Origin of the sequence: Ilumatobacter sp. (assembly GCF_039969435.1) — a bacterium.
GTDB lineage: Bacteria > Actinomycetota > Acidimicrobiia > Acidimicrobiales > Ilumatobacteraceae > Ilumatobacter_A.
Genome location: NZ_JBDVNU010000038.1, coordinates 142,430 through 163,556, shown reverse-complemented (window position 1 = coordinate 163,556; position 21,127 = coordinate 142,430). Strand labels below are relative to the sequence as shown.

Annotated in this window: 21 protein-coding genes; 8 read left to right on the top strand and 13 right to left on the bottom strand. The window is 68.6% G+C overall.

What is annotated here, in order from left to right; all coding sequences use genetic code 11:
• Positions 1-130 precede the first annotated feature (130 nt).
• Entirely contained in the window at positions 131-715 is a 585-nt protein-coding gene (locus ABJK40_RS21915; RefSeq protein WP_348479218.1) for a CAP domain-containing protein, read from the top strand.
• Between the two features lie 94 nt (positions 716-809).
• Here the strand turns inward: ABJK40_RS21915 and ABJK40_RS21910 are convergent, their stop codons facing one another.
• Complete coding sequence (locus ABJK40_RS21910) at positions 810-1,139, bottom strand: WhiB family transcriptional regulator (RefSeq protein WP_348479217.1); 330 nt, start codon at positions 1,137-1,139, stop codon at positions 810-812.
• Between the two features lie 149 nt (positions 1,140-1,288).
• A complete protein-coding gene (locus ABJK40_RS21905; RefSeq protein WP_348479216.1) occupies positions 1,289-2,713 on the bottom strand; it encodes a PhoH family protein in 1,425 nt (474 codons plus the stop codon).
• 427 nt (positions 2,714-3,140) lie between these two features.
• Here ABJK40_RS21905 and ABJK40_RS21900 point away from each other — a divergent pair, with 427 nt between their 5' ends.
• A complete protein-coding gene (locus tag ABJK40_RS21900; protein WP_348479215.1) occupies positions 3,141-3,431 on the top strand; it encodes an HU family DNA-binding protein in 291 nt (96 codons plus the stop codon).
• Between the two features lie 4 nt (positions 3,432-3,435).
• Positions 3,436-3,639 carry a hypothetical protein gene (locus tag ABJK40_RS21895; RefSeq protein WP_348479214.1) on the top strand — a complete coding sequence of 68 codons (204 nt, stop codon included), beginning with the start codon at positions 3,436-3,438 and terminating at the stop codon, positions 3,637-3,639.
• Positions 3,640-3,744: 105 nt separating this feature from the next.
• Here the strand turns inward: ABJK40_RS21895 and ABJK40_RS21890 are convergent, their stop codons facing one another.
• Positions 3,745-4,485 (bottom strand): PIG-L deacetylase family protein, encoded by a 741-nt coding sequence (locus ABJK40_RS21890; RefSeq protein ID WP_348479213.1) that lies wholly within the window; start codon positions 4,483-4,485, stop codon positions 3,745-3,747.
• A complete protein-coding gene (gene cofC, locus ABJK40_RS21885) occupies positions 4,482-5,102 on the bottom strand; it encodes a 2-phospho-L-lactate guanylyltransferase (protein WP_348479212.1) in 621 nt (206 codons plus the stop codon). The genes ABJK40_RS21890 and cofC overlap by 4 nt, the downstream gene beginning before the upstream one ends.
• Before the next feature lie 134 nt (positions 5,103-5,236).
• On the opposite strand from cofC, the gene ABJK40_RS21880 reads away from it, so the two are divergent.
• From ABJK40_RS21880 to ABJK40_RS21870, 3 genes are all read left to right on the top strand, one after another.
• A complete protein-coding gene (locus ABJK40_RS21880; protein ID WP_348479211.1) occupies positions 5,237-6,241 on the top strand; it encodes an NAD(P)H-dependent glycerol-3-phosphate dehydrogenase in 1,005 nt (334 codons plus the stop codon).
• Positions 6,242-6,369: 128 nt separating this feature from the next.
• Positions 6,370-7,797 (top strand): hypothetical protein, encoded by a 1,428-nt coding sequence (locus tag ABJK40_RS21875; RefSeq protein ID WP_348479210.1) that lies wholly within the window; start codon positions 6,370-6,372, stop codon positions 7,795-7,797.
• A 13-nt stretch (positions 7,798-7,810) separates the two neighbouring features.
• Positions 7,811-8,506 carry a ribonuclease HII gene (locus ABJK40_RS21870; RefSeq protein WP_348479209.1) on the top strand — a complete coding sequence of 232 codons (696 nt, stop codon included), beginning with the start codon at positions 7,811-7,813 and terminating at the stop codon, positions 8,504-8,506.
• Here ABJK40_RS21870 and otsB read toward each other — a convergent pair.
• The 8 genes from otsB to ABJK40_RS21830 form a co-directional block, all read right to left on the bottom strand.
• Positions 8,492-9,298: a trehalose-phosphatase gene (gene otsB / locus ABJK40_RS21865; RefSeq protein WP_348479208.1), complete on the bottom strand. Its 807-nt coding sequence runs from the start codon at positions 9,296-9,298 to the stop codon at positions 8,492-8,494. The two genes, ABJK40_RS21870 and otsB, sit on opposite strands and share 15 nt — an antisense overlap.
• On the bottom strand, positions 9,295-10,704 hold the full coding sequence (locus tag ABJK40_RS21860; protein ID WP_348479207.1) for a trehalose-6-phosphate synthase: 1,410 nt from the start codon (positions 10,702-10,704) through the stop codon (positions 9,295-9,297). The genes otsB and ABJK40_RS21860 overlap by 4 nt, the downstream gene beginning before the upstream one ends.
• Positions 10,705-10,771: 67 nt before the next feature.
• The gene (locus ABJK40_RS21855; protein ID WP_348479206.1) at positions 10,772-10,948 is read right to left on the bottom strand and encodes a hypothetical protein; all 177 of its coding nucleotides are present in this window, start codon (positions 10,946-10,948) and stop codon (positions 10,772-10,774) included.
• 68 nt (positions 10,949-11,016) lie between these two features.
• Positions 11,017-11,313 (bottom strand): hypothetical protein, encoded by a 297-nt coding sequence (locus ABJK40_RS21850; protein WP_348479205.1) that lies wholly within the window; start codon positions 11,311-11,313, stop codon positions 11,017-11,019.
• 70 nt (positions 11,314-11,383) lie between these two features.
• Positions 11,384-12,592 (bottom strand): cystathionine gamma-synthase, encoded by a 1,209-nt coding sequence (locus ABJK40_RS21845; RefSeq protein WP_348479204.1) that lies wholly within the window; start codon positions 12,590-12,592, stop codon positions 11,384-11,386.
• On the bottom strand, positions 12,585-14,033 hold the full coding sequence (locus ABJK40_RS21840) for a pyridoxal-phosphate dependent enzyme (RefSeq protein WP_348479203.1): 1,449 nt from the start codon (positions 14,031-14,033) through the stop codon (positions 12,585-12,587). Before ABJK40_RS21840 ends, ABJK40_RS21845 begins: the two co-directional genes overlap by 8 nt.
• A gap of 88 nt (positions 14,034-14,121) precedes the next feature.
• Positions 14,122-14,460, bottom strand: coding sequence for a glutaredoxin domain-containing protein (locus ABJK40_RS21835; RefSeq protein WP_348479202.1), 339 nt, complete (start codon positions 14,458-14,460; stop codon positions 14,122-14,124).
• 49 nt (positions 14,461-14,509) lie between these two features.
• Complete coding sequence (locus tag ABJK40_RS21830) at positions 14,510-17,632, bottom strand: BTAD domain-containing putative transcriptional regulator (RefSeq protein ID WP_348479201.1); 3,123 nt, start codon at positions 17,630-17,632, stop codon at positions 14,510-14,512.
• A 155-nt stretch (positions 17,633-17,787) separates the two neighbouring features.
• Between ABJK40_RS21830 and ABJK40_RS21825 the strand changes: the two genes are divergently transcribed.
• Both ABJK40_RS21825 and ABJK40_RS21820 read left to right on the top strand, forming a co-directional pair.
• Positions 17,788-18,906, top strand: coding sequence for an aminopeptidase P family protein (locus tag ABJK40_RS21825; RefSeq protein WP_348479200.1), 1,119 nt, complete (start codon positions 17,788-17,790; stop codon positions 18,904-18,906).
• An 80-nt stretch (positions 18,907-18,986) separates the two neighbouring features.
• Entirely contained in the window at positions 18,987-20,360 is a 1,374-nt protein-coding gene (locus tag ABJK40_RS21820) for a carotenoid oxygenase family protein (protein ID WP_348479199.1), read from the top strand.
• 40 nt (positions 20,361-20,400) lie between these two features.
• Here the strand turns inward: ABJK40_RS21820 and ABJK40_RS21815 are convergent, their stop codons facing one another.
• A complete protein-coding gene (locus tag ABJK40_RS21815) occupies positions 20,401-21,072 on the bottom strand; it encodes a hypothetical protein (protein WP_348479198.1) in 672 nt (223 codons plus the stop codon).
• Positions 21,073-21,127: the final 55 nt, after the last annotated feature.

Sequence of the window (21,127 nt, the reverse complement as noted above, 5' to 3'; positions counted from 1 at the left end):
CGCCTCTCTCCATCGAAGGAAGGCGATTCAAGGACCCGCCAGGTGCTGCCGATAGCAGTGCATGGGTCGCGGCGTCCACGTAGAACTACGCAGGCAGAATCGACGCTCGCGCCGCCCGCTGGTCGGCGCGATGGTCGCGCTCGGGACCATTGCGCTGATTCCCGATGGCCCCGGGGCGATCTTCGCGTCCGCTCGCCCGGAATTCAGTGAGTTGCTCCGGACCGACGGAGTCCAGACGGCCCGTCGCGTCACACCGGTCCCCGTCGCTCCGGCGCCCGAAGCACTCGCGCCGGCACCTGCCACCGAGTCGTCAGAGGATCGCTTCACTCGCGAAGTCGTCAAGCGCACCAACGCCGAGCGAGCCGCGCTCGGTATCCCTCCGCTGACGGTGATCCCGAAACTCGCCCTCGCCGCTTCGTTCCACGCACAGGACCAGAAGAACCAGTCGTGTCGGAGCGACACCCTCACGCACATCGGGTCTGACGGCTCGCGCGGTGTCGACCGCATTCTGAGAACCGGCCTCGACGTCAGTCGCTGGGCCGAAAACATCGCCTGCGGACATCCCACGCCTGAAGCTGTCGTGCAGGGGTGGATGAGCAGCCCGGGCCATCGGGCGAACATTCTGGACGGCCGCCTGACCCACATCGGTGTGGCCGTCGCGCTGTCCGATTCCGGTCGCCAGTACTGGGTGCAGAACTTCGCCACTCTGCGCTGAAGCGATGTTCAGTCCGAGCAGATGCGTTGCGTGACGTGGCTGCAGTGAGGCTTCGACGCATGCCGGGGCTCGTGTGACCAACGACGACGACGGATCACGAGGCGGTCTGGTGGCGGCGGGCTCGGATCCCGATGGGGGCCGACACGGTGAAGCCGAGCAGGTGGCGGTCTTCTTCGGACTCTCCGGCCCAGAAGCCGTACTCGCGATTTCCCCGGGCGAAGTCACGACACTCGACCTGGACGGCGCAGTCGTCGCACAGGCGCTGCGCCTTGGCTTCTCGTCGAGCACGTGCCTGGGGACGTTCGGCCTTCTTCGCGAAGAACAACTTCGTGTCGCCCTTGCAGTTCGCCCGGTCGCGCCAGTCGGGATCGTGCTCGACCCACGACCGGTCGGACGGGTGCGTCTGGCTCTCGTCGATGGCCATGTGGACTCCTGTCCTGAGCGGCTCCGGAATGTCGTCGCTCCTATGAAGGGGATGGACCGATGCATTTAACACTAAACCCGTCGGCAGGCATTCGCAAGGGACGGGACGAGGGTCACCCGAGGTCCACCGAGACGGTGGACGAGCGTCGATCAGAGCAGTTCGGCGGCGAGGCTCGCGACGTCGCTGCGTTCGCACGCGGTCAGCGTGATGTGGCCGAAGCAACGCTGGTCGGCGAACGCCGAGGTGAGCACGCTGAGGGCGTTGTTCGCCTCGCCGAGGTAGGGCGCGTCGATCTGGCTGGTGTCGCCGGTGAAGATCACCTTCGTACCGTCGCCGACGCGTGTCAGGATCGTCCGCAGGGTCGTGGGCTCGAGGTTCTGGGCCTCGTCGACGACGACGAACTGACGCTGCAGTGATCGCCCACGCAGGAAGGTCACCGATTCGAGCGACAGTTGGCCGCGCTCGGTGAGTTCGTCGATCAGTCGCCGGGCGTCGTGGCTGTTGCCCTGGTCGGTGAGCGCGACGATCGCATCGTGGATCGCCGACATCCACGGATCGAGCTTCTCGTCGAGACCACCGGGGAGGAAGCCCACGTCGGCACGGCCGACCGGCACGAGTGGCCGGTAGATCGCGAGGCGTTCGTATCGTCGTTGCTCGACGACCATCTCCAGACCGGCCGCGATCGCGAGCAGGGTCTTGCCCGTGCCGGCGCGTCCGTCGAGGGCGATGACCGAGATGTCGGGGTCGAGGAGCAGCTCGAGCGCGAAACGTTGTTCCTTGTTGCGGGGGCGCAGGCCCCACGGTTCCGCCGGGGCGTGGGGCAGGAGCACGAACTCGTCACCGACCGTGCGGGCGAGTGCCGACTGCGAGCCGCAGCGCAGCACCGCGAACTCGTTCTCACGCAGGTCGACTCCCGGTTCGGTGACGGCATCGCACGCGACAGCGCCTGCGGCGTAGAGGCAGTCGATGCTCTCGTACGTCGCGTCGATCGTGGTCCACCCGACCGCCGAGACGGGCTGGCCGGAGCGACTCGGAGCGTGTGCCTGCGCCGTGACTCCGAGATGCGCCGCCTTGATCCGCAGCGCGGCATCGTTGCTGACCATCGTGGTCGGACCGAAGTCGGATTGGCCGATCGCCGCGCCGATGATGCGGTTGTCGGGGATGCTCGGATCGAGCCCGTGCTCGATCAGGAGGTGCTTGCGGATGTTGTTGATCTCGATCTGCAACGTCGTGGTGCCCGTGCCGGTCGTGACCGGCTTCGCGAGCGATCCACCGTGTTCCACACGCAGGTCCTCGAGCGTGCGCAGAGCGGTCCGCGCCGCGCGTCCGACGTCGTCCGATCGCGTCTTGAGGCCGTCGAGTTCCTCGACGACGGTGAGGGGGACGACGACGTCGACGTCGCGGAATTCCAGGACGCACGTCGGGTCGGCGATCAGGACCGACGTGTCGAGCACGAGCCGGGTTCGCTGCCCGCTCGACGCGAGCGGTGTTCCCGTCGAGGACTCACCTCCCTGCTCGGTGTCGTCGTTCGCCGGGTCGGCGGACGAGGGACGGGAAGCGAGAAGGTCAGCCAAGATTCACTCCTGAGAGGTGTCGATCGGATGGTGCAACATGGTCTTCGTGTCCAACGGAGCTCAGTGTGTCGCGGCGTTGCGTCTTGTTCGTGGATGGTGCGCCGAAGACACGCTGAGCTGCGGCTTCTTCATCTTCCCGACACACGTGTTCATCTTCCCGACACGTGTCGGACGTGGCGGAACCGAGGGTGTCGACAGGCTCTCGCGCTCCGCGTTCGCCGCTGTTCCAGGTCCCGCCGAGCGCCGTCGGACCAGGCCCCGCCTGGACGGCCGGAGATGGTCGTTGCATCTGCAATGACATAGAGGGTTGCGTTCGGGGGTGCGATGCAAGTCACATGGCTGTCATTCGGCTCCACGACGGGGCCGGGTCGCCCCCGGCGCATGCCGGGTCGAACAGCTCCACATCCATCCACGAAAGGGTTCCAACATGGCAACCAAGGCAGAAATGCTCGACGCAGTCGCCCAGTCGGCAGGCGTCACCAAGGCCGACGCAGAAAAGACGCTCGGTGCGTTCTTCGATCACGTCACCGCAGAAGCCAAGAAGGGCGAGAAGGTCGCATGGCCCGGTTTCGGCAGCTTCTCCACCACGCAGCGCAGCGCCCGCACGGGTCGCAACCCGCAGACCGGCGCACCGGTGCAGATCAAGGCATCGACGGCGATGAAGTTCTCGGCGAGCTCGACGCTCAAGGAAGCCCTCAACGGCAAGAAGAAGAAGTGACCTGATGGCTGCCGTGAAGAAGACCGCCCCGAAGAAGGCCGCAGCCACGAAGGCTCCGGCGAAGAAGAAGGCCGTGGCCAAGAAGGCCGTCGCGAAGAAGGCTCCGGCCAAGAAGGCGGCGGTGAAGAAGGCAGCCGTGAAGAAGACGGCGACCAAGAAGGCTGCTGCCAAGAAGGCGCCGGCGAAGAAGGCCGCTGCCAAGAAGTAGTGCTGCCTCGCTTCGGCGAGCGGTATCGATCGAACACACGCCGAACGGGCGGTGACCTGCGGGTCGCCGCCCGTTCGCCGTTGTCGATGGGGGGATCCTGATCGGCTACAGACTCTGGATCAGTTTGAAGACCTCGGCGGCATCCACGTCGTGAGGTGCACCGAGATCGGCCAGCCGGGTGCGGATCCTCTCGCGGAATCGTTCGATCTCGGCGTCGTCGACCGCCTTCATCGTCGACTCGAACTGGCTCTCGTGGGCGAGGAGGGCGTGCAGCTTCGTGTCGACCGATGCCGACACGTCCTCGACGTGGTCGGGTTCGTCGGCCTCCCACAGCAGGAGTGCGTCGGGGCGGTGATGGGGGTACGGCTGCTCCTTGAAGAAGTGCGGATCGCGAGCTGCGACGATCCCCTCCACGGCGAGCAGGCCGGCGTGACGATGGTCCGGGTGCAGTCGGTAGCGCTTCCACGGGTCGTGGCCGAGGACGACCGACGGCTTCAGTTCGCGGATCACGAGTGCGACGTCGCCGCGTGCGGTCAGGTCACTGTCCAGTTCGCCGTCGACGTGTCCGAGGAACCGGACCTCGCCCGCATTGGCCCCGCCCAACCGAGCGGCAGCCTCGCGCTGCTCCACCTGGCGACGGGCGGCGAGGGCGACCACGTCGGCGTCGGCATCCCACGTGCCCTTGGATCCGTCGGTGCACACGAGGTGGTGGATCGTGCACCCGTCGGCCGCCCACTTCGCGAGCAGGCCCCCGCAACCGAACTCGACGTCGTCGGGGTGTGCGCCGATCGCGAGGGCCGAGGTCGGTGTGGGGAGATCACGCGTCCAGGCGTCGGTGCCGTTCACGTGTACCCGTGGGTGAAGGGGTTGACCGGGATCGTTGGCAGCCATGTCGGGAGTACCTCTCGCAGGAGTGGATGGGTGAGGTCGGATGCAGTGTCGATGTCGAGCGCGAGGTGCCCGTCGACGCGGATCTCCACGCAGAGCCCTGCGGCGGTCGCAGCGTCACGGTGGCGGGTGAACGAGCCCGGCCCGTAGGACGCCGACACCGGCCGGTCGAGCGGGAAGGACATGACGTTGGTGCCGTCGCAGCGGCAGTCGGGGACGAACGTGGCCGCACCGAGGCGAGCGACGTGCGTGAGCGACGAGGGCAGCGGGAGGTCGGCGTGGCTCACGATCACGTGATCGAAGCCCATCGCCGCCACCGACCGCACACCGTCGTCGACCGCTCCGTTCAAACCGAGTTCGGCCGTCCACAGCGGGTGTGCTCCACGGCTCGAGGCCCAGTCCCGGACCTCGTCGTCGTCGCACACCACGAACGCGGGTACCTCACCGGCTGCGGCGAGGACTCCGTCGGCGAGCGTGCGTGCGAGGCGGCGGCGATCGTCGGGTGACAGCACGTCGGTGAGTCGCTGTTTGGCTTGCGTGAACGCTTTGACGGGCACGAGGACGGCGACGTTCACACTCGGAGTGTAGGAAGTCCGTGCATCGCAGGGACCCTTCGGAGCGAGCACACTCGGAGCGACGCACCGCCAAGCGCTACGTTCTCGTGCGGGTGGTGCGCATCGGGCCGGACCAGCCGGAGATGGGGATCGGGATGGCAAGCACGAGGATCGAAGTCGGCGTGATCGGGGCCGGGTCGTGGGGCACGACGGTCGCGGCGATGACCTGCGCCAACGCATCCACCCGGCTGTGGGCGCGCCGCGAGGCCATGGCGAGCGAGATCAACGACGCGCACACGAACAGCGACTACCTGCCCTCCTTCACGCTCCCCGCGGAGTTGGAGGCGACCAGCGACCTCGAGTGGATCGTGCGCAGGTCGGACGTCATCGTGATGGCGGTCCCGTCGCACGGATACCGGGAGGTCGCCCGTCTGGTCGCCGAGCACCTGCGTCCGTGGGTCCCGGTGGTCACACTGGCCAAGGGGCTCGAACGCGACACCCGTCTGCGGATGAGCCAGGTGACCGAGGAGGAGATGCCCGGTCATCCGATCGCCGTGCTCACCGGCCCGAATCTCGCCAAGGAGATCATCAGTGGGCAACCCGCGGCGAGCGTGGTGGCGATCGACGACCGTCGGATCGCCGAAGAACTCCAGCGTCTGTTCGCCTGCCCGTCACTGCGCGTCTACACCAACCCCGACGTCGTCGGGTGCGAGGTGGCCGGCGTGGTGAAGAACGTGATCGCGATCGCGTCGGGGATGGCGCAGGGGATGGGCTTCGGTGACAACACCCGCGCCACGCTCATCACCCGCGGCCTGGCCGAGATGACGCGACTCGGCGAGAAACTGGGCGGCGACCCCGCCACGTTCGCCGGGCTCGCCGGGATGGGCGACCTCATCGCGACGTGTGCATCGACGCAGAGTCGGAACAACACGGTCGGTCGCCGCCTCGGCGAGGGCGAGTCGATCGATGAGATCGTGTCGTCGATGAACATGGTCGCCGAAGGTGTGAAGTCGTGTCCCAGCGTCCTGGAGTTGGCGGCCGAGTACCGGGTCGAGATGCCGATCACCGAGCAGGTGGTGGCGGTGTGTCACGAGGGTCGCTCCGCCGAAGCCGCCCTCGCGGCGCTGATGGACCGCAACGCCACCAGCGAACACCACTGACCGCAGAACCTCGTCGCTCCGGCTCTGAACGGAAGCGACGAGGTGAGTCCTCGCCGCAGGACCTCGTCGCATCGGCTCTGACCCGGAACGACGAGGTGGGTGGGGGCTGGGCTGGTTGACTGGTCGCCGTGAGTGATGTGGCGAGCCCGGCGACCCCTGCGAGTACCCCGGTCGCCGAAGGCATCACTCTGGGTTCGACCGGCCAGTTCGCCCGATGGACCGTGACCCCCTGGGGTGCAGTCGTTCCGTGGGGCCAGGAGAGTCCGGTCGCGTTGGACTGGTACATCGCTGCCGACGACCGCTGGCACGTGCCGGCGAGTGAACCGACGGTTCGCCAGACCCGCATCGAGGGCGCCCCGGTCGTGGAGACGCGTCTGCGCATTCCCGACGGCGACGCCGTGCAGCGAGTCTGGGCGGTGCCCGACGGTGACGGAAACGTGATCGTGGAGTTCGAGAACGAGTCTCCGTTGCCGTTCGCCGTCGCGCTGAGCGGCCCTCGTGTCGTCACCGACCGTCCACCGTCCGACATGGCGATCCAGGGCATCGACCTGCCCGATGGGTCCATCGTGCTGCCGGTCGGACACCGAGCGATCGCGCGTGTGGCTCTGCCGTTCCCGGGCGGTTCGGGTCCGTCCCGGCTGACCGCCGTGCCGCCCGCACTGGCCGTCGTGCGCGGTTGGACCCGTGTGGTCGAGCAGGCCAGCCGACTGGTGCTCCCCGACGAGCGCCTGGTCGAAGCGCTCGTCGCTGCGCGATGTGACCTGCTGCTCGAAGGTCCCGTGAGTGCAGCGGACGATCCCGTGGGCTTCCTGCTCGACGTGGCGGAGCTGGTCCGATGCGGCGACTCGGCCGATGCATGGCTGCTCGACGTGGTCGAACCGGCCGAGCGGGTGGCCAGACACGCAGCCCGGCGTGGTGCCTCGAACGACGACGTCGCCGACGCACTCGCCGCACTCGGAGCCTGCCGCATCGTGGCCGTCCGAGCAGGTGACGCGCGAGCGGCGAACGACATCGACCGCACGGCGAATCGACTCGCCTCGACGCGCGACGTGCTCGACGCCTCGACCGGGACGGCCGGAGCGATCGCCTCGTTCGCCGACGTGCGACGCGGGTCGTCGGTCGGGCGGTTCGTGCGCTCCATCGAGCGACGCATCGCCGACGGCGGGGTGCTCCTGCCGGGCGGGATGCCGACGTCGTGGCACGGCAGCAACTTCGAGGTCCACGGCGTGCCCACGTCAGCGACGTCCACCGTGTCGTTCGCCGTCCGCTGGCACGGGGAACGACCGGCGGTGCTCTGGGAGCAGCACTCCACGAACGGCTCGACGACGGTCGAACTCTCGGCCCCCGACGTCGATCCCGAGTGGAGGACGTCGGATGCGACCGGCGAGGCGCTGTGGCCCGCACCCGAGCGCGTGCGTGCGCGCCCCGGGCTCTCGATCACCGTCGACGGCAACAGCGACGCTCACGGCGACGGCGATCCGGCAGCGGGCACCACGCCGGGCGCGACCCCTGGGGCCGATCCGGATCCTGACGCCGACGGCGTCAGCTTCTCCTGAGCGCCGGCGCACGATGGCACCACGCACTCGCACCGGGTCGACGAAGCGGGCGCCCACACGCGAGATCGAGAAGTCGCTCTGGGCGCGCGGGTTCGAAACGGTCGTCGGGATCGACGAAGTCGGCCGTGGCGCATGGGCGGGTCCGCTCACGGTCGGTGCGGCGGTCGTGCCGCATGACACCCGGGTGAACGGCATCCGTGACTCGAAGTTGCTCAGCGAGGCGCGACGCGAGTTCCTGTTCGACCGGATCGCCGACTGGTGCATCTCGTGGTCGACGGGGTCGGCGACGCAGCAGGAGTGCGACGAACTCGGGATGTCGGCGGCGCAGAAGCTGGCGGCACGGCGGGCGATCGCCGGGCTGACCGTGGTTCCCGACGTCGCCGTGACCGACGGGTCGTGGGACTTCGTGTCACCATCGGTGGCGAAGGTGGAGTTGGCCGTCAAGGCCGACCTGCGCTGCCTCAGCGTGGCCGCGGCGAGCATCCTGGCCAAGGTCGTACGCGATCGCGAGATGCGGGCGTGGGCCGAGCACTACCCGCACTGGTCGTTCGACACGAACAAGGGGTACCCGTGCCCGGTCCACAAGGCGTCGCTCACCGGTTACGGTCCGTCGGCGATCCACCGGCGGACGTGGGTGTTCATGGACAACTACGTCCCGTGGACGGCGATCAGGCGCACCCCGCCCGCCGGCCAGTCATCGCTGTTCTGAACGGATGTCGCCCGAGGGGGCGGCGAGTCCCGCCGCGAGCCTGCGGAGGGCGTCGGCCACGGCCCCGGCGTCGGGCAGTCGATGCGTGGCCACCGTCGACCCGGCACCGACCTTGATCGAGACGTCGCCGACGTCGAGCACGGCGAACGCATCCTCGTCCGGCACGTCGTCGCCGACGTACACGGTGGCGACGGGGCGGAACTCCGAACGCAGGGCCGTGAGGCCTCGACCCTTGTCAGCGGGGCGGGCCATCAGCTCCAGGACGTTGCTTCCCTCGTGGCATTCGTGGCCGTGCAACCGTGCCTGTCGGGTCCTGGCCGCCGCGATGGCGGCAGCTCCGAGTGCCGGTTCGGCTTCGCGGACGTGGATCACCACGCTCGTGGGTTTGCGCTCCACCCATGCTCCCGGTCCTGCAGCACCGACGGCCTCGACGGCGATGGAGTCCAGTTCGGCCAGCAGTCGCTCCTCGTCGGATCCGAGGGCGTCGATCTCGGCTCCTCGCCGTTCCCCGCCGTAGCTTCCCGCGACCACGATCGAGTCACCGAAGTGGAACTGCGCGAGCCCCTCGAGCGACCGACCCGACAGGATCGCCACGGTGACGTCGTCGACGAGGGAGAGCCGAGTCAGATCGTCGGACACGCCGGCGAGGAGGACCGAATCGTCGGCGTGGTCGGTGAGGGGCGCGAGCACACCGTCGCAGTCGAACACCAGCAACAGAGGGCGGGGAAGGCCGGTGATGGCCTGCACGACCCGCGCGACGTCGTGCGAACGATCCTCTCGCGACCCCGTCATGATTCCTTCCTCGTCGTGGACGCCACGTCGAGTGCCGCGAGGAACCGGTCCGCCCACCCCTGCACGTCGCTCTTGCGGATCTGGTCCCGCAGGCCCGACATCCGACCACGACGCTCGTGTCGATGCATCTCGACGGCCTCGACGATCGCGTCCTGCAGCGCGCGCTCGTCGTGCGGGTTGACGAGCACGGCGTCGGTCAGCTCGTCGGCGGCGCCGGCGAACTCCGACAGCACGAGCACGCCGTCTCCATCGATGTGCGCCGCTGCGTACTCCTTCGCGACGAGGTTCATCCCGTCCCGGAACGGCGTGACGAGCATGACGTCGCCGGCGCGGTAGAGCGCCACGAGTTCGTCGTAGGGGAGCGATTGGTAGAGGTAGTGGACGACCGGCAGCCCGATGCGACTGAACCGTCCGTTGATCTCCCCGACGAGACGTTCGATGGAGGCTCGTTCGTCCTGATAGTGCTCGACGGCCTCGCGCGTCGGGGTGGCGACCTGCACCATGACGTGACGGGTGGGGTCGAGTCGCCCGTCCTCGAGCAGTCGCGCGAACGCGCGGAGCCGCAGGCCGATGCCCTTGGTGTAGTCGAGCCGGTCGACGCCGAGCATGATCACCTCGGGATCGCCGAGCCGCGCGCGGATCTGGCTCGTTCTCTGCCGCGTCGCCCGACCGGTCGCGATCTCCTCGACCTCGGCGACGTCGATCGAGATGGGGTACTCGCCGACGCTGGTGGTGCGTCCGCCGTGGGCGATGGTGTTCCCGTCGATCGCGACGTCGAGCAACTGGTCGACGGTGGCCACGAAGTTCGCGGCGTCCTTGGGGCGCTGGAAGCCGACCAGATCGCATCCGAGCAGGCCGGTCGCGATCTGGTCGCGCCAGGGAAGCCTCGTGAACAGATCGACGGGTGGGAACGGGATGTGGAGGAAGAACCCGATGGTCAGATCGGGACGTCGCTCGCGCAGGAGTCCGGGCACCAGTTGGAGTTGGTAGTCGTGGACCCACACGACGGATTCGTCCGGGGCGACCTCGGCCAACTCGGCGGCGAAACGCTCGTTGACGGACCGGTACGCCTGCCACTGGTCGTTGTCGAAGGTCGACTCGCGCAGCGCGTCGTGGTACAGCGGCCACAGAGCGTCGTTGGAGAAGCCCTCGTAGTACAGCGTCATCTCGTCGGCGCTGATCGGGATCGGTCGCAGGTCGACCCCTTCGACGGTGAACGGCTCCGGATCGTCGTCGGGCTCGCCGGTCCAGCCGACCCACGTGCCGCCCGACTCGCGCAGCATGGGGTACAGCGCCCGCACGAGCCCGCCGGGCGACGGTGTCCACTGCCCACCGTCGGCTCGCATCACGGGAAGGCGGTTCGCCGCGATGATGATCGGGCGGCCTGACGACGAGGTCTCGCTCATCGGTTCAGCATGGCACGACGAACGCTCCATCGGACAGAGTGTCGGACCGTGATCACCGTTCGAGCGGCTACCTCTTGGCGGGGATGACCGCCATGATGATCCAGCCGATGAAGCCGAGGAAGAATCCGAGCACGGCGCCGAGCACGCCGTAGCCCTTGGGGTTTCCGATCAGGTACCCGACGATCGGACCGATGACGAGGAACAGCACGAACACGACTTCCCTGCGACGCATTGTTGCAGACATCCGTCAGGTCGTATGACGGAGTGCGGCCCCCCGGCCGGGGCGACGCCTGACGTGTACGACGTCGGAGGTCAACCGGCGTCGCCCGCCCAGAGCCGGATCTCGCCGGCCGGGTCGGGAGGGGGCCACGCAGCCACCGACGGCGCAATGGACGACGCCCGGCGACCGATGGCCGCAACGGTCATCGAGGCGAGATCGCCCAGCTCCGAGACGCCGACCGGCGTGGCATTCGTGCACGTGTCACCGACCCAGTGCGAGAACACGAACACGTCCTTGCTCTCGTGCCACGTGACGCGGAGGAACTCGTCTCCACCGAGTGCCTGACGGAGCAACACCCGACGTGCACCGGCCCCGCCGTACTCGATCATGTGGTCACGATCGCGCAGCGTGCGATCGGTGTCAATCGAGCCGGTGAGGCCGGTCAGCTGTCGGACGACGTCAGATGGTGTCGAGGGCTGCGGCCAGGTCCTCGACGAGGTCGGCGGAGTCCTCGATGCCCACGGACAGCCGGACCAGGTTGTCGGGCACTTCGAGTGGAGACCCGGCGGCCGACATGTGCGTCATCGCTCCCGGGTGTTCGATCAGGCTCTCGACCGCACCGAGTGACTCGGCGAGGGTGAAGATCGAGGTGGCGTCGGCGACGCGCATCGCCGCATCCCGAGCGGTCGTGGCCCCGCCTCGGACCTGGAACGACACCATGCCTCCGAAGTCCTTCATCTGTTTCGCCGCGGCGGCGTGGCCGGGGTGGTCGGGGAGTTGCGGGTAGAGCACCCGCTCGACCTTCGGGTGATCGACGAGCAGGTCGACGATCGCACGAGCGTTCTCGCAGTGGCGGTCCATCCGCACGGCGAGGGTCTTGACCCCGCGCAGCACGAGATAGTTGTCGAAGGGCGCAGGGACGGCCCCCGCCGCGTTCTGGGTGAAGGCGATCCGCTCGGCGTAGCCGTCGTGGGACGTCGCGACGAATCCGCCGACCACGTCGCTGTGGCCGCCGAGGTACTTCGTGGCCGAGTGGACCACGATGTCGGCTCCGAGGGTGATCGGTTGCTGGAGATACGGGGTGGCGAACGTGTTGTCGACCACGACGATCGCTCCGCGCTCGTGGGCGACGGAGGCGATCGCCTCGATGTCGAAGCACGTGAGGAGCGGATTGGTGGGCGTCTCGAGCCAGATCATTCCGGTGTCGTCGGGCCAGTTCGCGCGGAGTGCGTCGATGTCGGTGAGGTCGACGGCGGTCCACGGGAATCCCATCGGTTCCCAGACCTTGGCGATCAGGCGGAACGTGCCGCCGTACGCGTCGTTGCCGAGCAGGATCCGCCTCCCGCCTGCGTGCGGCGGTGTGAGGAGGCGCAGGACGTTGTCCTCGGCGGCGAGCCCGCTCGCGAACGACATGCCATATCGAGCCTGTTCGAGCGAGGCGATCTGGGTGTCGACGGCGGTGCGCGTCGGGTTGCCGGAGCGGGCGTACTCGTAGCCCTTGTGGTTGCCCACACCGTCCTGCGCGAACGTGGTCGACAGCGAGATCGGAGTGACCACGGCACCGGTGGCGGGGTCGGGATCCTGGCCGGCGTGGATCGCGCGCGTGGAGAACCCCAGGAGCCCGGTGTCGCGCTCCTGCTTCGACGTCGTGTCGTCCTGATCAGCCATTGCCGACCTCCGTGTCGTCGGGGGCCGTGTCGATGTCGGTGGCGATGGCCGTGAAGTAGGAGAGCAGGTCGGAGCGGGTGAGCACGCTGAGCGGCTGGCCTCCGGACAGCACGAGCAGCGCCGGTGCCGTCTCGAGCATCGCCACCGCCAGTTCGACCTTCTGACCCACGCCGATGGTCGGCAACTTGGCGCTCATCACCTTCTCGACCTCGACGCTCATCGCTGCCGGATCGCGGTGGATGACGTCCATCAACTCCAACTCGTCGACGGACCCGGACACCTCGGCGTTGGCGAACGGAGGTGTGTTCTTGCACACGGGCAGTTGGCTGACGCCGTTCGAGCGCATGATCTCGATGGCGTCGCGAACCGGCTGGTGAGGGTTGACGTAGAGCAGGTTCTCGATCGACGCGTTGCGGGTGTCCAACACGGCGCCGACGCACTGGTCGCACTCCTGGACGAACCCGAAGTTCATCATCCAGTCCTCGTTGAACACGGTGGAGAGGTAGCCCCGACCGGAGTCGGGGTTGAAGACGACCACGACGGCGTCGTCGTCGGCCTCCTTCGCGACCTTCATCGCTGCGGCGACGGCCAGCCCTCCCGAGCCGCCGATCAGGATGCCTTCGGTCTCGCTGACGTACCGGGCCGTGAGGAAGCTCTCCTCGTCGCTGATCGGGATCACCTGGTCCCACAGGTCGCCGTCGTACGCGGCGGGGAAGAAGTCCTCGCCCACTCCCTCGACCAGATAGGGGCGACCCGAGCCTCCGGAGAACACGGACTTCTCGGGGTCCGCCGCGATGATCTTGATGTCGGGGTTCATCTGCTTCAGGTACCGGCCCGTACCGGTGATCGACCCGCAGGTACCGGCGCCGGCGATGAAATGGGTGATGCGTCCGCCGGTCTGACGCCAGATCTCGGGGCCCGTGGTCTTGGTGTGGGCGGTGGCGTTGTGAGGGTTCGCGTACTGGTTCGGGCGGAACGCGTTGCGCTCGTGGGTGAGTCGCTCGGCGACGGAGTAGTAACTGTTCGGGTCGTCGGGGGCCACGGCCACGTCGCACACCACGACTTCGGCGCCGTACGCGCGGAGCAGGTCGACCTTCTCCTTGCCGACCTTGGTCGTCATGACGAAGACGCACGTGTACCCGCGCTGTGCGGCGACGATGGCGAGGCCGACGCCGGTGTTGCCGGAGGTCGGCTCCACGATCGTGCCGCCCGGTTTCAGTTCACCGCTGGCCTCGGCGGCGAGGATCATCTCGAGGGCGGGGCGGTCCTTCGACGAGCCACCGGGGTTGGTCACCTCGTGCTTCATCGCGAGCACGCAGCGGATGCCCTGGTCCTCGCTCACCCGCTTCATCCGGACCATGGGCGTCTCGCCGATGAGGTCGAGGACGGAGTCGACGATCTCGGTTCCCTCGAGCGCGGGGTGCCGTTCGTTGTCGGTCATGTGTCCGACGCTACGCCCTGGGACCGGACTCCGAGGACCCGATCCGACGACGAACGACGGAAGGTGCCGGGGGTCGTCGTCGGATCGGCTATCGGAAGATCTTGCCGATGGCGCGCTCGACGGCGCCGGGCTGGGGAGCTTCGAAGCCGTCGGGCAGCAGGTGCGGAGCGTGAGTTGCGAGGTGGGCGGCGAGATCACGAGGTGACGGGTTGACCATGCCGACGCCGCCGACCACCACGGTCGGAACGGTCTCGTTGCCGTTCGCGTGCTCGCGCACCACGGCGGCCTTGTCGGGTTCGTCCCAGATGTTGTGTTCGACGCGCTCGATGCCCAGCGCGTCCAACTGCCCGCGCAACGACGAGCAGAACCCGCAGCCGGGCCGCCAGTAGAGGTCGATCTGGGTGGGAGTCGGGGTGTCGGTCGCCATGGCCACAGGCTACGGAGGTCTCCCGGGTCGGCGCGTGCTTCCTGTCGGTTCAGAGACCTGCGCCGAGGCGGATCGTGTCCGCGGACGCGGAGAGTCCGTCGGCGCCGAGCAGTTCGAGGCAGCGGGCGTGTGCTCGCCGGGCGCCCGGGCGGTCCTCGGAGGTGAGGAGTGCCCGGACCAGGGCGCGATGGGCCCGCTCCGACAGCGGTTCGGCGTCGACCGCGGTGCGTGCGAGCGCGAGTGCCTCGCCGACGTCGCCGCGGGCGTCGAGCAGTTCACTGGCCCGGATGCACATCTCGACGTGATCGAGGTGCAGCGTCATCCGATGGTTGAAGGCCCAGTCCTGGTCGAGGGCGTCGTGGAGGTACGGCCCGCGGTACCGGGCGATCGCGTGACGACAGTGGGCCAGTGCGTCGGCGGGCCGGCGCTCGGCGTCGGCGCGACGAGCCGACCTGACCGACTGTTCGAACGCGACGGCGTCGATGACGAGTCGGTCGCTCGCGAACAGTTCGAGGGACTCGCCGTCGGAGCGGACGTGCCAGGGCGGTCCGGCGTCGGCATCGTCGACGCTGTGCTCGAGCAGCGTGCGGAGGTGGTTGAGGGTCGCCCGCAGGTTGTTGCGAGCAGAGGTCTCGTCCCTGTCGGGCCACATCAGCGCGGCGATCTCGTCTCGCCGCAACCGGCCGCGATGGACGAGCAGCAGCAGCAGTTCGCGGACCATCTTGCGTCGGATCGGTGGGGCATCCGACCCGGGTTCGGACCCGACGGACACGGCGGTGGGTCCGAGGACACGGACGTGGGTGGTGAGCGACGGACGAGTCGGTGTGCGATCCAGTTCTTCGCGAGCGAGGGTGGCGACCGTGCCGGCGTGTCGCTCAGCGACCCCGCGCAGCGTGCGGCGTGGGTCGATCCGCAACCCGGCCAGTGCCGTGCCGGCCTGGATCACGCCGTTGCTCATGGCGGCGATGGCGAGTTCGGCGAGATGCGGTTCGTAGGCCCAGGTCCGCAGCCGGGAGATGTCCTGCCAGGGCAGTCGGGACGCGAGCGACGCAGAACCGTGTTCACGCAACGCAACGATCGCACGGCCCACGTCGGTGGCGACGGCCAGGTCGGGGCCGGGTCGCTCCTCGTCGAAGAACGGCCGCGACCGCGGGACGAGCACGTAGAGGAGGGCGCCGACGTTGCCGAACACGTGGCGAGCGAATCCGTCGAACGGGCCGGTGTCGGGAAGGACTCCCTCGAGGCGCCGTGCTGCGGCCGCCTCGTCGCCGCCGACGAGTTCCACCACCGCGCCGGCGGTCTCGACCGAGATCGCGGCCCACGATCCGGCGGGGACACGGTCGCGTTGCGCCCGGGCTCGTGCCAGCAGCGCCTGAGCGGTGGCGACGTCGCCGGCGCCGGCATGCCAGAGCGCCGACGTCGCGGCACCCTCGACGAAGAAGTGCTGCTGGTGGTCGCCGTCGACGCGATCCAACAGCCGGTCGGCTGCCAGACGACCGTCGGCGTCGAGGGAGCCGGTCCACCAGCGCATCAGCGCAGCGAATCCACCCCGTCGTTCGAGGATGCGCGCGTCCGGCATCGATGCGAGATGTTCGAGCGCACGCAGTGACGCCTCGGCCTGGCCCGCGTGGCCCAGCTGCACGGCCCGGTAGTAGTCGGCCATCGATCCCACCGGCGGGTAGGACCGGAGAGCTTCACTCCCCATCAGCGCGATCGCGGACGTGGGATCGTTGTCGAGCAGCAGCAGCCAGGACTCGGTGAGGACGAGTGCCGCAGCGGCACCCGTGCCACCGAGCGCGTCGAGTCGGCCGAGACGCTCGTGTGAGTCCCGGAGTCCGGCACGGTCACCCGAACGGTAGGCCATGTCACCGAGGCGGAGCAGCGCGAGCACCGTCACCTCGGGACGATCCTGCGCGGTCGCCGCGTCGATCGCGTGCTGGAGCGGACCCGCTGCCCGCATCGGTTCGCTGGCGAACACGATGTCGGCGCGCAGTAGTTCCGCCTCGGCGGTTCCCGACAGCGAGTGGGGGAGGAGTTCCAGCACGAACCGGCGGTCGCCGATGCTGTTCGCCAACGGGAGGTCGCGGGCGAAGTCCGCCAGCAGGTCGAGCGTGATGTCGTTGTCGCCCGCTTCGACGGCGAGCGCGATGGCGTCGCGTACCGCTCCCCGCTCGCGCAGCAACTGGGCACCGGCGGTCAGCGACTCGGTTCTCGCGTCGGTGTCGAGCCCGGCGACGAGCACGCTCTTCCACAGGTCGTGCAGCGTCCACCCACCGTCGGTGTTCCTGCTCGTGAGTGGCAGGTCGGCGAGCAGGTCGTCGGCCGAACCCGGGAAGGAGGTGGTCGCACGGACCAGAGCATCGTCGATGTGGTCGTGCAGTGCGATCCGGCGCAGCGCGTCGAGACGTCGGGGTTCGAGTGCGTCGAGTACCTCCTCGGCCACGAACGCATGGGCACCGGCCACCCCGGCTCGCGCCTCCAACTCGATCAGGGCCGGCCATCCGTGGTCGTCGAGGGCGGTGCGGTCGACGGAGCGGAGTCGGGCGAATTCGTCGATCTCGTCGGCGGTGAACGCCAGCATCGACTCGTCGATCTCCACGGCCTCGCCACGTGTGAGCAGCCGGGCGAGGGTGAGTTCGTGGAAGCCGCGACCGCTGAGCACGGCGTCGCCGTTCTCCGGGAGGTCGTGGATCAGGTCGTCGAGCAGCGACCAACCGGCGCTCCCGGCGCCGAGCAGGTGGATGTCGTCGACCACGATGGTGACGTACGCGGGGCTGAGGTGCCAGATCTGGTCGGCGAGTGAGACGTCGGATGCGGTGGTGCCGGGTGAGATCCCGGTCGTCGACGCCGCCGGGTCGTCGACCGGAACAGCCACGAGCGTGCCTGCGATCGCAGCGAGTTGGTCGGCGAGGGCCGCGGCCATGGCTTCACCGTTCGGGTCGGTCGGGCCGACCCGGTGCACGACGTAGTGGACGCGATCCGCGGTGAGCGGGTCGGCGATCGTCTGGGCGAGGAGTGTGCTCTTGCCGAATCCGGCCCCGGCGGAGATGACGGTCACGCTGCGATCGAGCCGAGCCGCCATCAGGTCGAGCAGTCGGGTGCGGGACAACATCGGCCGGTTCGACGTGAATCCGCGGTGACGGGCCGGACCGTCGGAGGGGTGTGCGCTCACGGGTCCTCAATCTAGGAGAATCGGACGGGTGGGGCCGACGGCCGGTGGTCGCCTGCGGAGAGGCTTCGCGAGACGGCCTCGGGACGCATGTGCCGACGGGGCGTGGATCGTGTGCACGGGGCCCGTCGAACGACGACCGGTGGCAGACTCGCGAGATGAGCGCTCCCGTCCTGGACACGTCCGTCTACCTCGACCGGATGGCGAGAGTCCGTGCCGCCATGGCGGTCCACGACATCGACACCGTCCTGCTCTCGATCGGCCAGGACATGCCGTACCTGAGTGGCTACCTGGCGATGCCACTCGAGCGGCTCACGATGCTCGTCGTGCCCCGGGAGGGCGACGCGACGATGGTGATCCCCGAACTCGAAGCCGCACGCGTCGTCGAGCAACCCGGAGTGTTCGATCTGCGCCCCTGGTCCGAGACGCAGGACCCGTCGGCGATCGTCGCCGAGCTGACGGCCGGGTCGCGGCGCGTCGCGGTCGGTGACCAGATGTGGGCGCGGTTCCTGGTCGAACTGCTCCCGCACCTCCCCGGTGTCGTCTTCGAGCGCTCGGTCGACGTGGTGGGCGCGCTGCGGATTCGCAAGGACGGTGCAGAGGTCGAGGCCCTCGCGGCTGCGGGCGCTGCCGTCGACAGGATCGCCGGGGAGTTGCAGCGAGGCGAGATCCCGCTGGTGGGTCGGACCGAGGCCCAGGTGTCGGACCACCTCGGACGGCGGATCGTGGAGGAAGGACATCAGAAGGTGAACTTCGCGATCGTGGCCGCAGGGGAGAACGCGTCGAGCCCGCACCATCACCCCGGAGACCGGGTGATCCGCGAGGACGAGATCGTGCTCACCGACTTCGGCGGCACGATGAACGGCTACTGCTCGGACACCACGCGCTGCGTGTTCACCGGAGACGTCCCCGCGCAGGTCGCCGAGGCCTACGACGTCCTGCACCAGGCGCAACAGGCCGCCACTGCTGCGGCCGTGGTCGGCGCCGCATGCCAGGACGTGGACCGCGCTGCACGATCGGTGATCGCCGGTGCGGGCTACGGGGAGTTCTTCATCCACCGGACCGGGCACGGCATCGGGCTGGAGGCGCACGAGGATCCATACATCGTCGAAGGCAACGAGCTGCCGCTCGAAGCGGGGCATGCCTTCAGCATCGAGCCGGGCATCTACGTGCCAGGTCAGTGGGGGATGCGACTCGAGGACATCGCCGTCGCGACGGACGACGGGTGTCGTCCGCTGAACAACTCCGACCGCGCCCTCGTGTCCGTCCACGCGTGACGGCGAGGGTCGGCGCCGGATCTCGACGACCTCGAGGTTCCGGCCCGACACCCGCTCGAGCCGGGGTCTAGCGTCCACACATGACCGCCGTCGAGGAACCACGGACCGCACTGCCGTTCTACATGAAGGGCAACTACGCCCCCGTCCAGGACGAGATCGAGGCGTACGACCTGCCCGTCGTGGGTCGACTCCCGCCGGAACTCAACGGCCGCTTCTTCCGCAACGGCGCCAACCCACCCGACGGCGTCACCCCGAGCCACTGGTTCGACGGCGACGGGATGCTCCACGGCATCCGGCTGCGTGACGGCAAGGCCGAGTGGTACCGGAATCGGTGGGTGCGCACGAAGCTGCTCGCCGGGGAGGAGCGCTTCGACCCCACGACGTTCGAGTTCGACCTGCGCGCCGGGCGGGCCAACACCCACGTTCTGCGCCACGCCGGGCGGATCTACGCACTCGAGGAAGGCAGCTTCCCGAACGAGATCTCACCCGATCTCGACACGCTCGGCCCCACCGACTTCGGAGGCGCCGTCACCACGCCGGTCACGGCACACCCGCACGTGTGCGCCGAGACGGGCGAGATGCACTTCTTCGGGTACGGCCTCGTGTCGGAGCCGTCCGTCACCTATTACGTGGCCGACGCGAGCGGACAGGTGATCCACGCCCAGCCGATCGTCACCCCGACTCCAGTGATGATGCACGACTTCGCGATCAGCCGGAACCATGCGATCTTCCTCGACCTGCCGGTCGTGTTCGATCTCGACGTCGCGATGAGTGGCGCCGGGATGCCCTTCTGTTGGCGACCCGACAACGGGTCGCGTGTCGGCCTCGTGGATCGCCGCAAGATCGCGAACGGCGCACCGGTGGAGACGCGGTGGTTCGACATCGACAGCTGCTACGTGTTCCACATCGTGAACGCCTGGGAGGAGGACGACGGCGACGTCGTCGTTCTCGACGCCGGCCGCCACCCGTCGATGTGGGATGCCAGTCCCGATGCATTCGAACCGTGCTACCTGTGGCGGTGGCGCTTCGATCTGCGCACCGGATCGGTCACCGAGCAGCAGCTCGACGACGTCGAGCACGCCTTCCCGAGGATCGACGATCGCCGCGCCGGCCTCGCCAACCGGTACAGCTGGGCCGTGATGGGTCGACCCGGCGAGCCGGCGATCACCGACGCGGCGACCGGCGTGGTCAAGTACGACGTCACCGACGGATCGTCCACCTTCCACGACTTCGGGGCGGGTCGATCGACGTCGGAGCCCGTGTTCGTGCCCGCCGCTGCCGATGTCGGAGAGGACGATGGCTGGGTGCTGTCGTTCGTGTACGACAAGGCCGACCGGACCTCGCAGTTCGTGGTGCTCGACGCCGCGGACATGTCCGCCGACCCGGTCGCGACCATCGACATCCCCCAGCGCGTGCCTCACGGGTTCCACGGCAGTTGGTTCGGCGACGAGTAGATCGCGCCGCCGGTTCGAGCGACTCGCGCGAACCCGACCGTCAGGACGTCTCGAACTTGGTCGAGTCTGGTTCGGGGGAGTAGCTGGTGAGCTCGATCGTGACGTCGGCGCCGACGAACTCCGCGAGTGGACCGGTGGCCAACGCACAGTAGGTCTTGGTGCCGCCGGCGACCGAGATGTCGACACACTGGGCCTCCTGACCGGCGAGGTTCTTCGTGTACGCCACGGGGTCGCCGATCCGTCGGTCGGCGTCGGCGCGGAGACGGCTGGCGAACGCCGGACCGTAGAACGTGTGCGAGAGCTGGGTGTCGCTGATGCGCGCGTCGTTGAGTGAGGTCTCGCACTCTCCGACGAGCAGGTCGCACGTGAGTTCCTCACCGCCATCCTCGATGAACCGGACCGTTCGCTCGTCGTTCTCGACCGTGATCGAGCGGCGCTGACCGACCGCCTGCACCACGATCCCCGTCGACGACACGGTGTTGAACTTCGTCTCGATGTCGTACCCCACGGTGAATTCCGAACGGTCGACCGAGTCGAGCAGGCCGAGCACCCGGTCGATGTCGGCGTTTCCGGTGCTCGCCGCCGGCGCGCCGGTCTCGTCCTCGAACTCGGGCCGTTGACCGGTGAAACACCCGGTCAGTGAGACGCCGGCGACGGCGACGGCACCGAGACGTCGCCACGTCGTGACCGGCAGATGCGGGAGGTGCGCCATGTCACCCCGAGGCTACGAGCGGCACTGCCCGAACGACGGTCAGGACCGACCGTTA

Bases quoted from the DNA above. Each gene is read 5' to 3' on its own strand.
- ABJK40_RS21895 (WP_348479214.1), top strand. From the start codon at position 3,436: ATGGCTGCCGTGAAGAAGACCGCCCCGAAGAAGGCCGCAGCCACGAAG.
- ABJK40_RS21845 (WP_348479204.1), bottom strand. From the start codon at position 12,592: ATGGCTGATCAGGACGACACGACGTCGAAGCAGGAGCGCGACACCGGG.
- ABJK40_RS21900 (WP_348479215.1), top strand. From the start codon at position 3,141: ATGGCAACCAAGGCAGAAATGCTCGACGCAGTCGCCCAGTCGGCAGGC.
- ABJK40_RS21880 (WP_348479211.1), top strand. From the start codon at position 5,237: ATGGCAAGCACGAGGATCGAAGTCGGCGTGATCGGGGCCGGGTCGTGG.
- ABJK40_RS21915 (WP_348479218.1), top strand. From the start codon at position 131: ATGGTCGCGCTCGGGACCATTGCGCTGATTCCCGATGGCCCCGGGGCG.
- ABJK40_RS21820 (WP_348479199.1), top strand. From the start codon at position 18,987: ATGACCGCCGTCGAGGAACCACGGACCGCACTGCCGTTCTACATGAAG.
- ABJK40_RS21870 (WP_348479209.1), top strand. From the start codon at position 7,811: ATGGCACCACGCACTCGCACCGGGTCGACGAAGCGGGCGCCCACACGC.
- otsB (WP_348479208.1), bottom strand. From the start codon at position 9,298: ATGACGGGGTCGCGAGAGGATCGTTCGCACGACGTCGCGCGGGTCGTG.
- ABJK40_RS21860 (WP_348479207.1), bottom strand. From the start codon at position 10,704: ATGAGCGAGACCTCGTCGTCAGGCCGCCCGATCATCATCGCGGCGAAC.
- ABJK40_RS21840 (WP_348479203.1), bottom strand. From the start codon at position 14,033: ATGACCGACAACGAACGGCACCCCGCGCTCGAGGGAACCGAGATCGTC.
- ABJK40_RS21815 (WP_348479198.1), bottom strand. From the start codon at position 21,072: ATGGCGCACCTCCCGCATCTGCCGGTCACGACGTGGCGACGTCTCGGT.
- ABJK40_RS21855 (WP_348479206.1), bottom strand. From the start codon at position 10,948: ATGTCTGCAACAATGCGTCGCAGGGAAGTCGTGTTCGTGCTGTTCCTC.
- ABJK40_RS21850 (WP_348479205.1), bottom strand. From the start codon at position 11,313: ATGATCGAGTACGGCGGGGCCGGTGCACGTCGGGTGTTGCTCCGTCAG.
- ABJK40_RS21910 (WP_348479217.1), bottom strand. From the start codon at position 1,139: ATGGCCATCGACGAGAGCCAGACGCACCCGTCCGACCGGTCGTGGGTC.
- ABJK40_RS21835 (WP_348479202.1), bottom strand. From the start codon at position 14,460: ATGGCGACCGACACCCCGACTCCCACCCAGATCGACCTCTACTGGCGG.
- ABJK40_RS21825 (WP_348479200.1), top strand. From the start codon at position 17,788: ATGAGCGCTCCCGTCCTGGACACGTCCGTCTACCTCGACCGGATGGCG.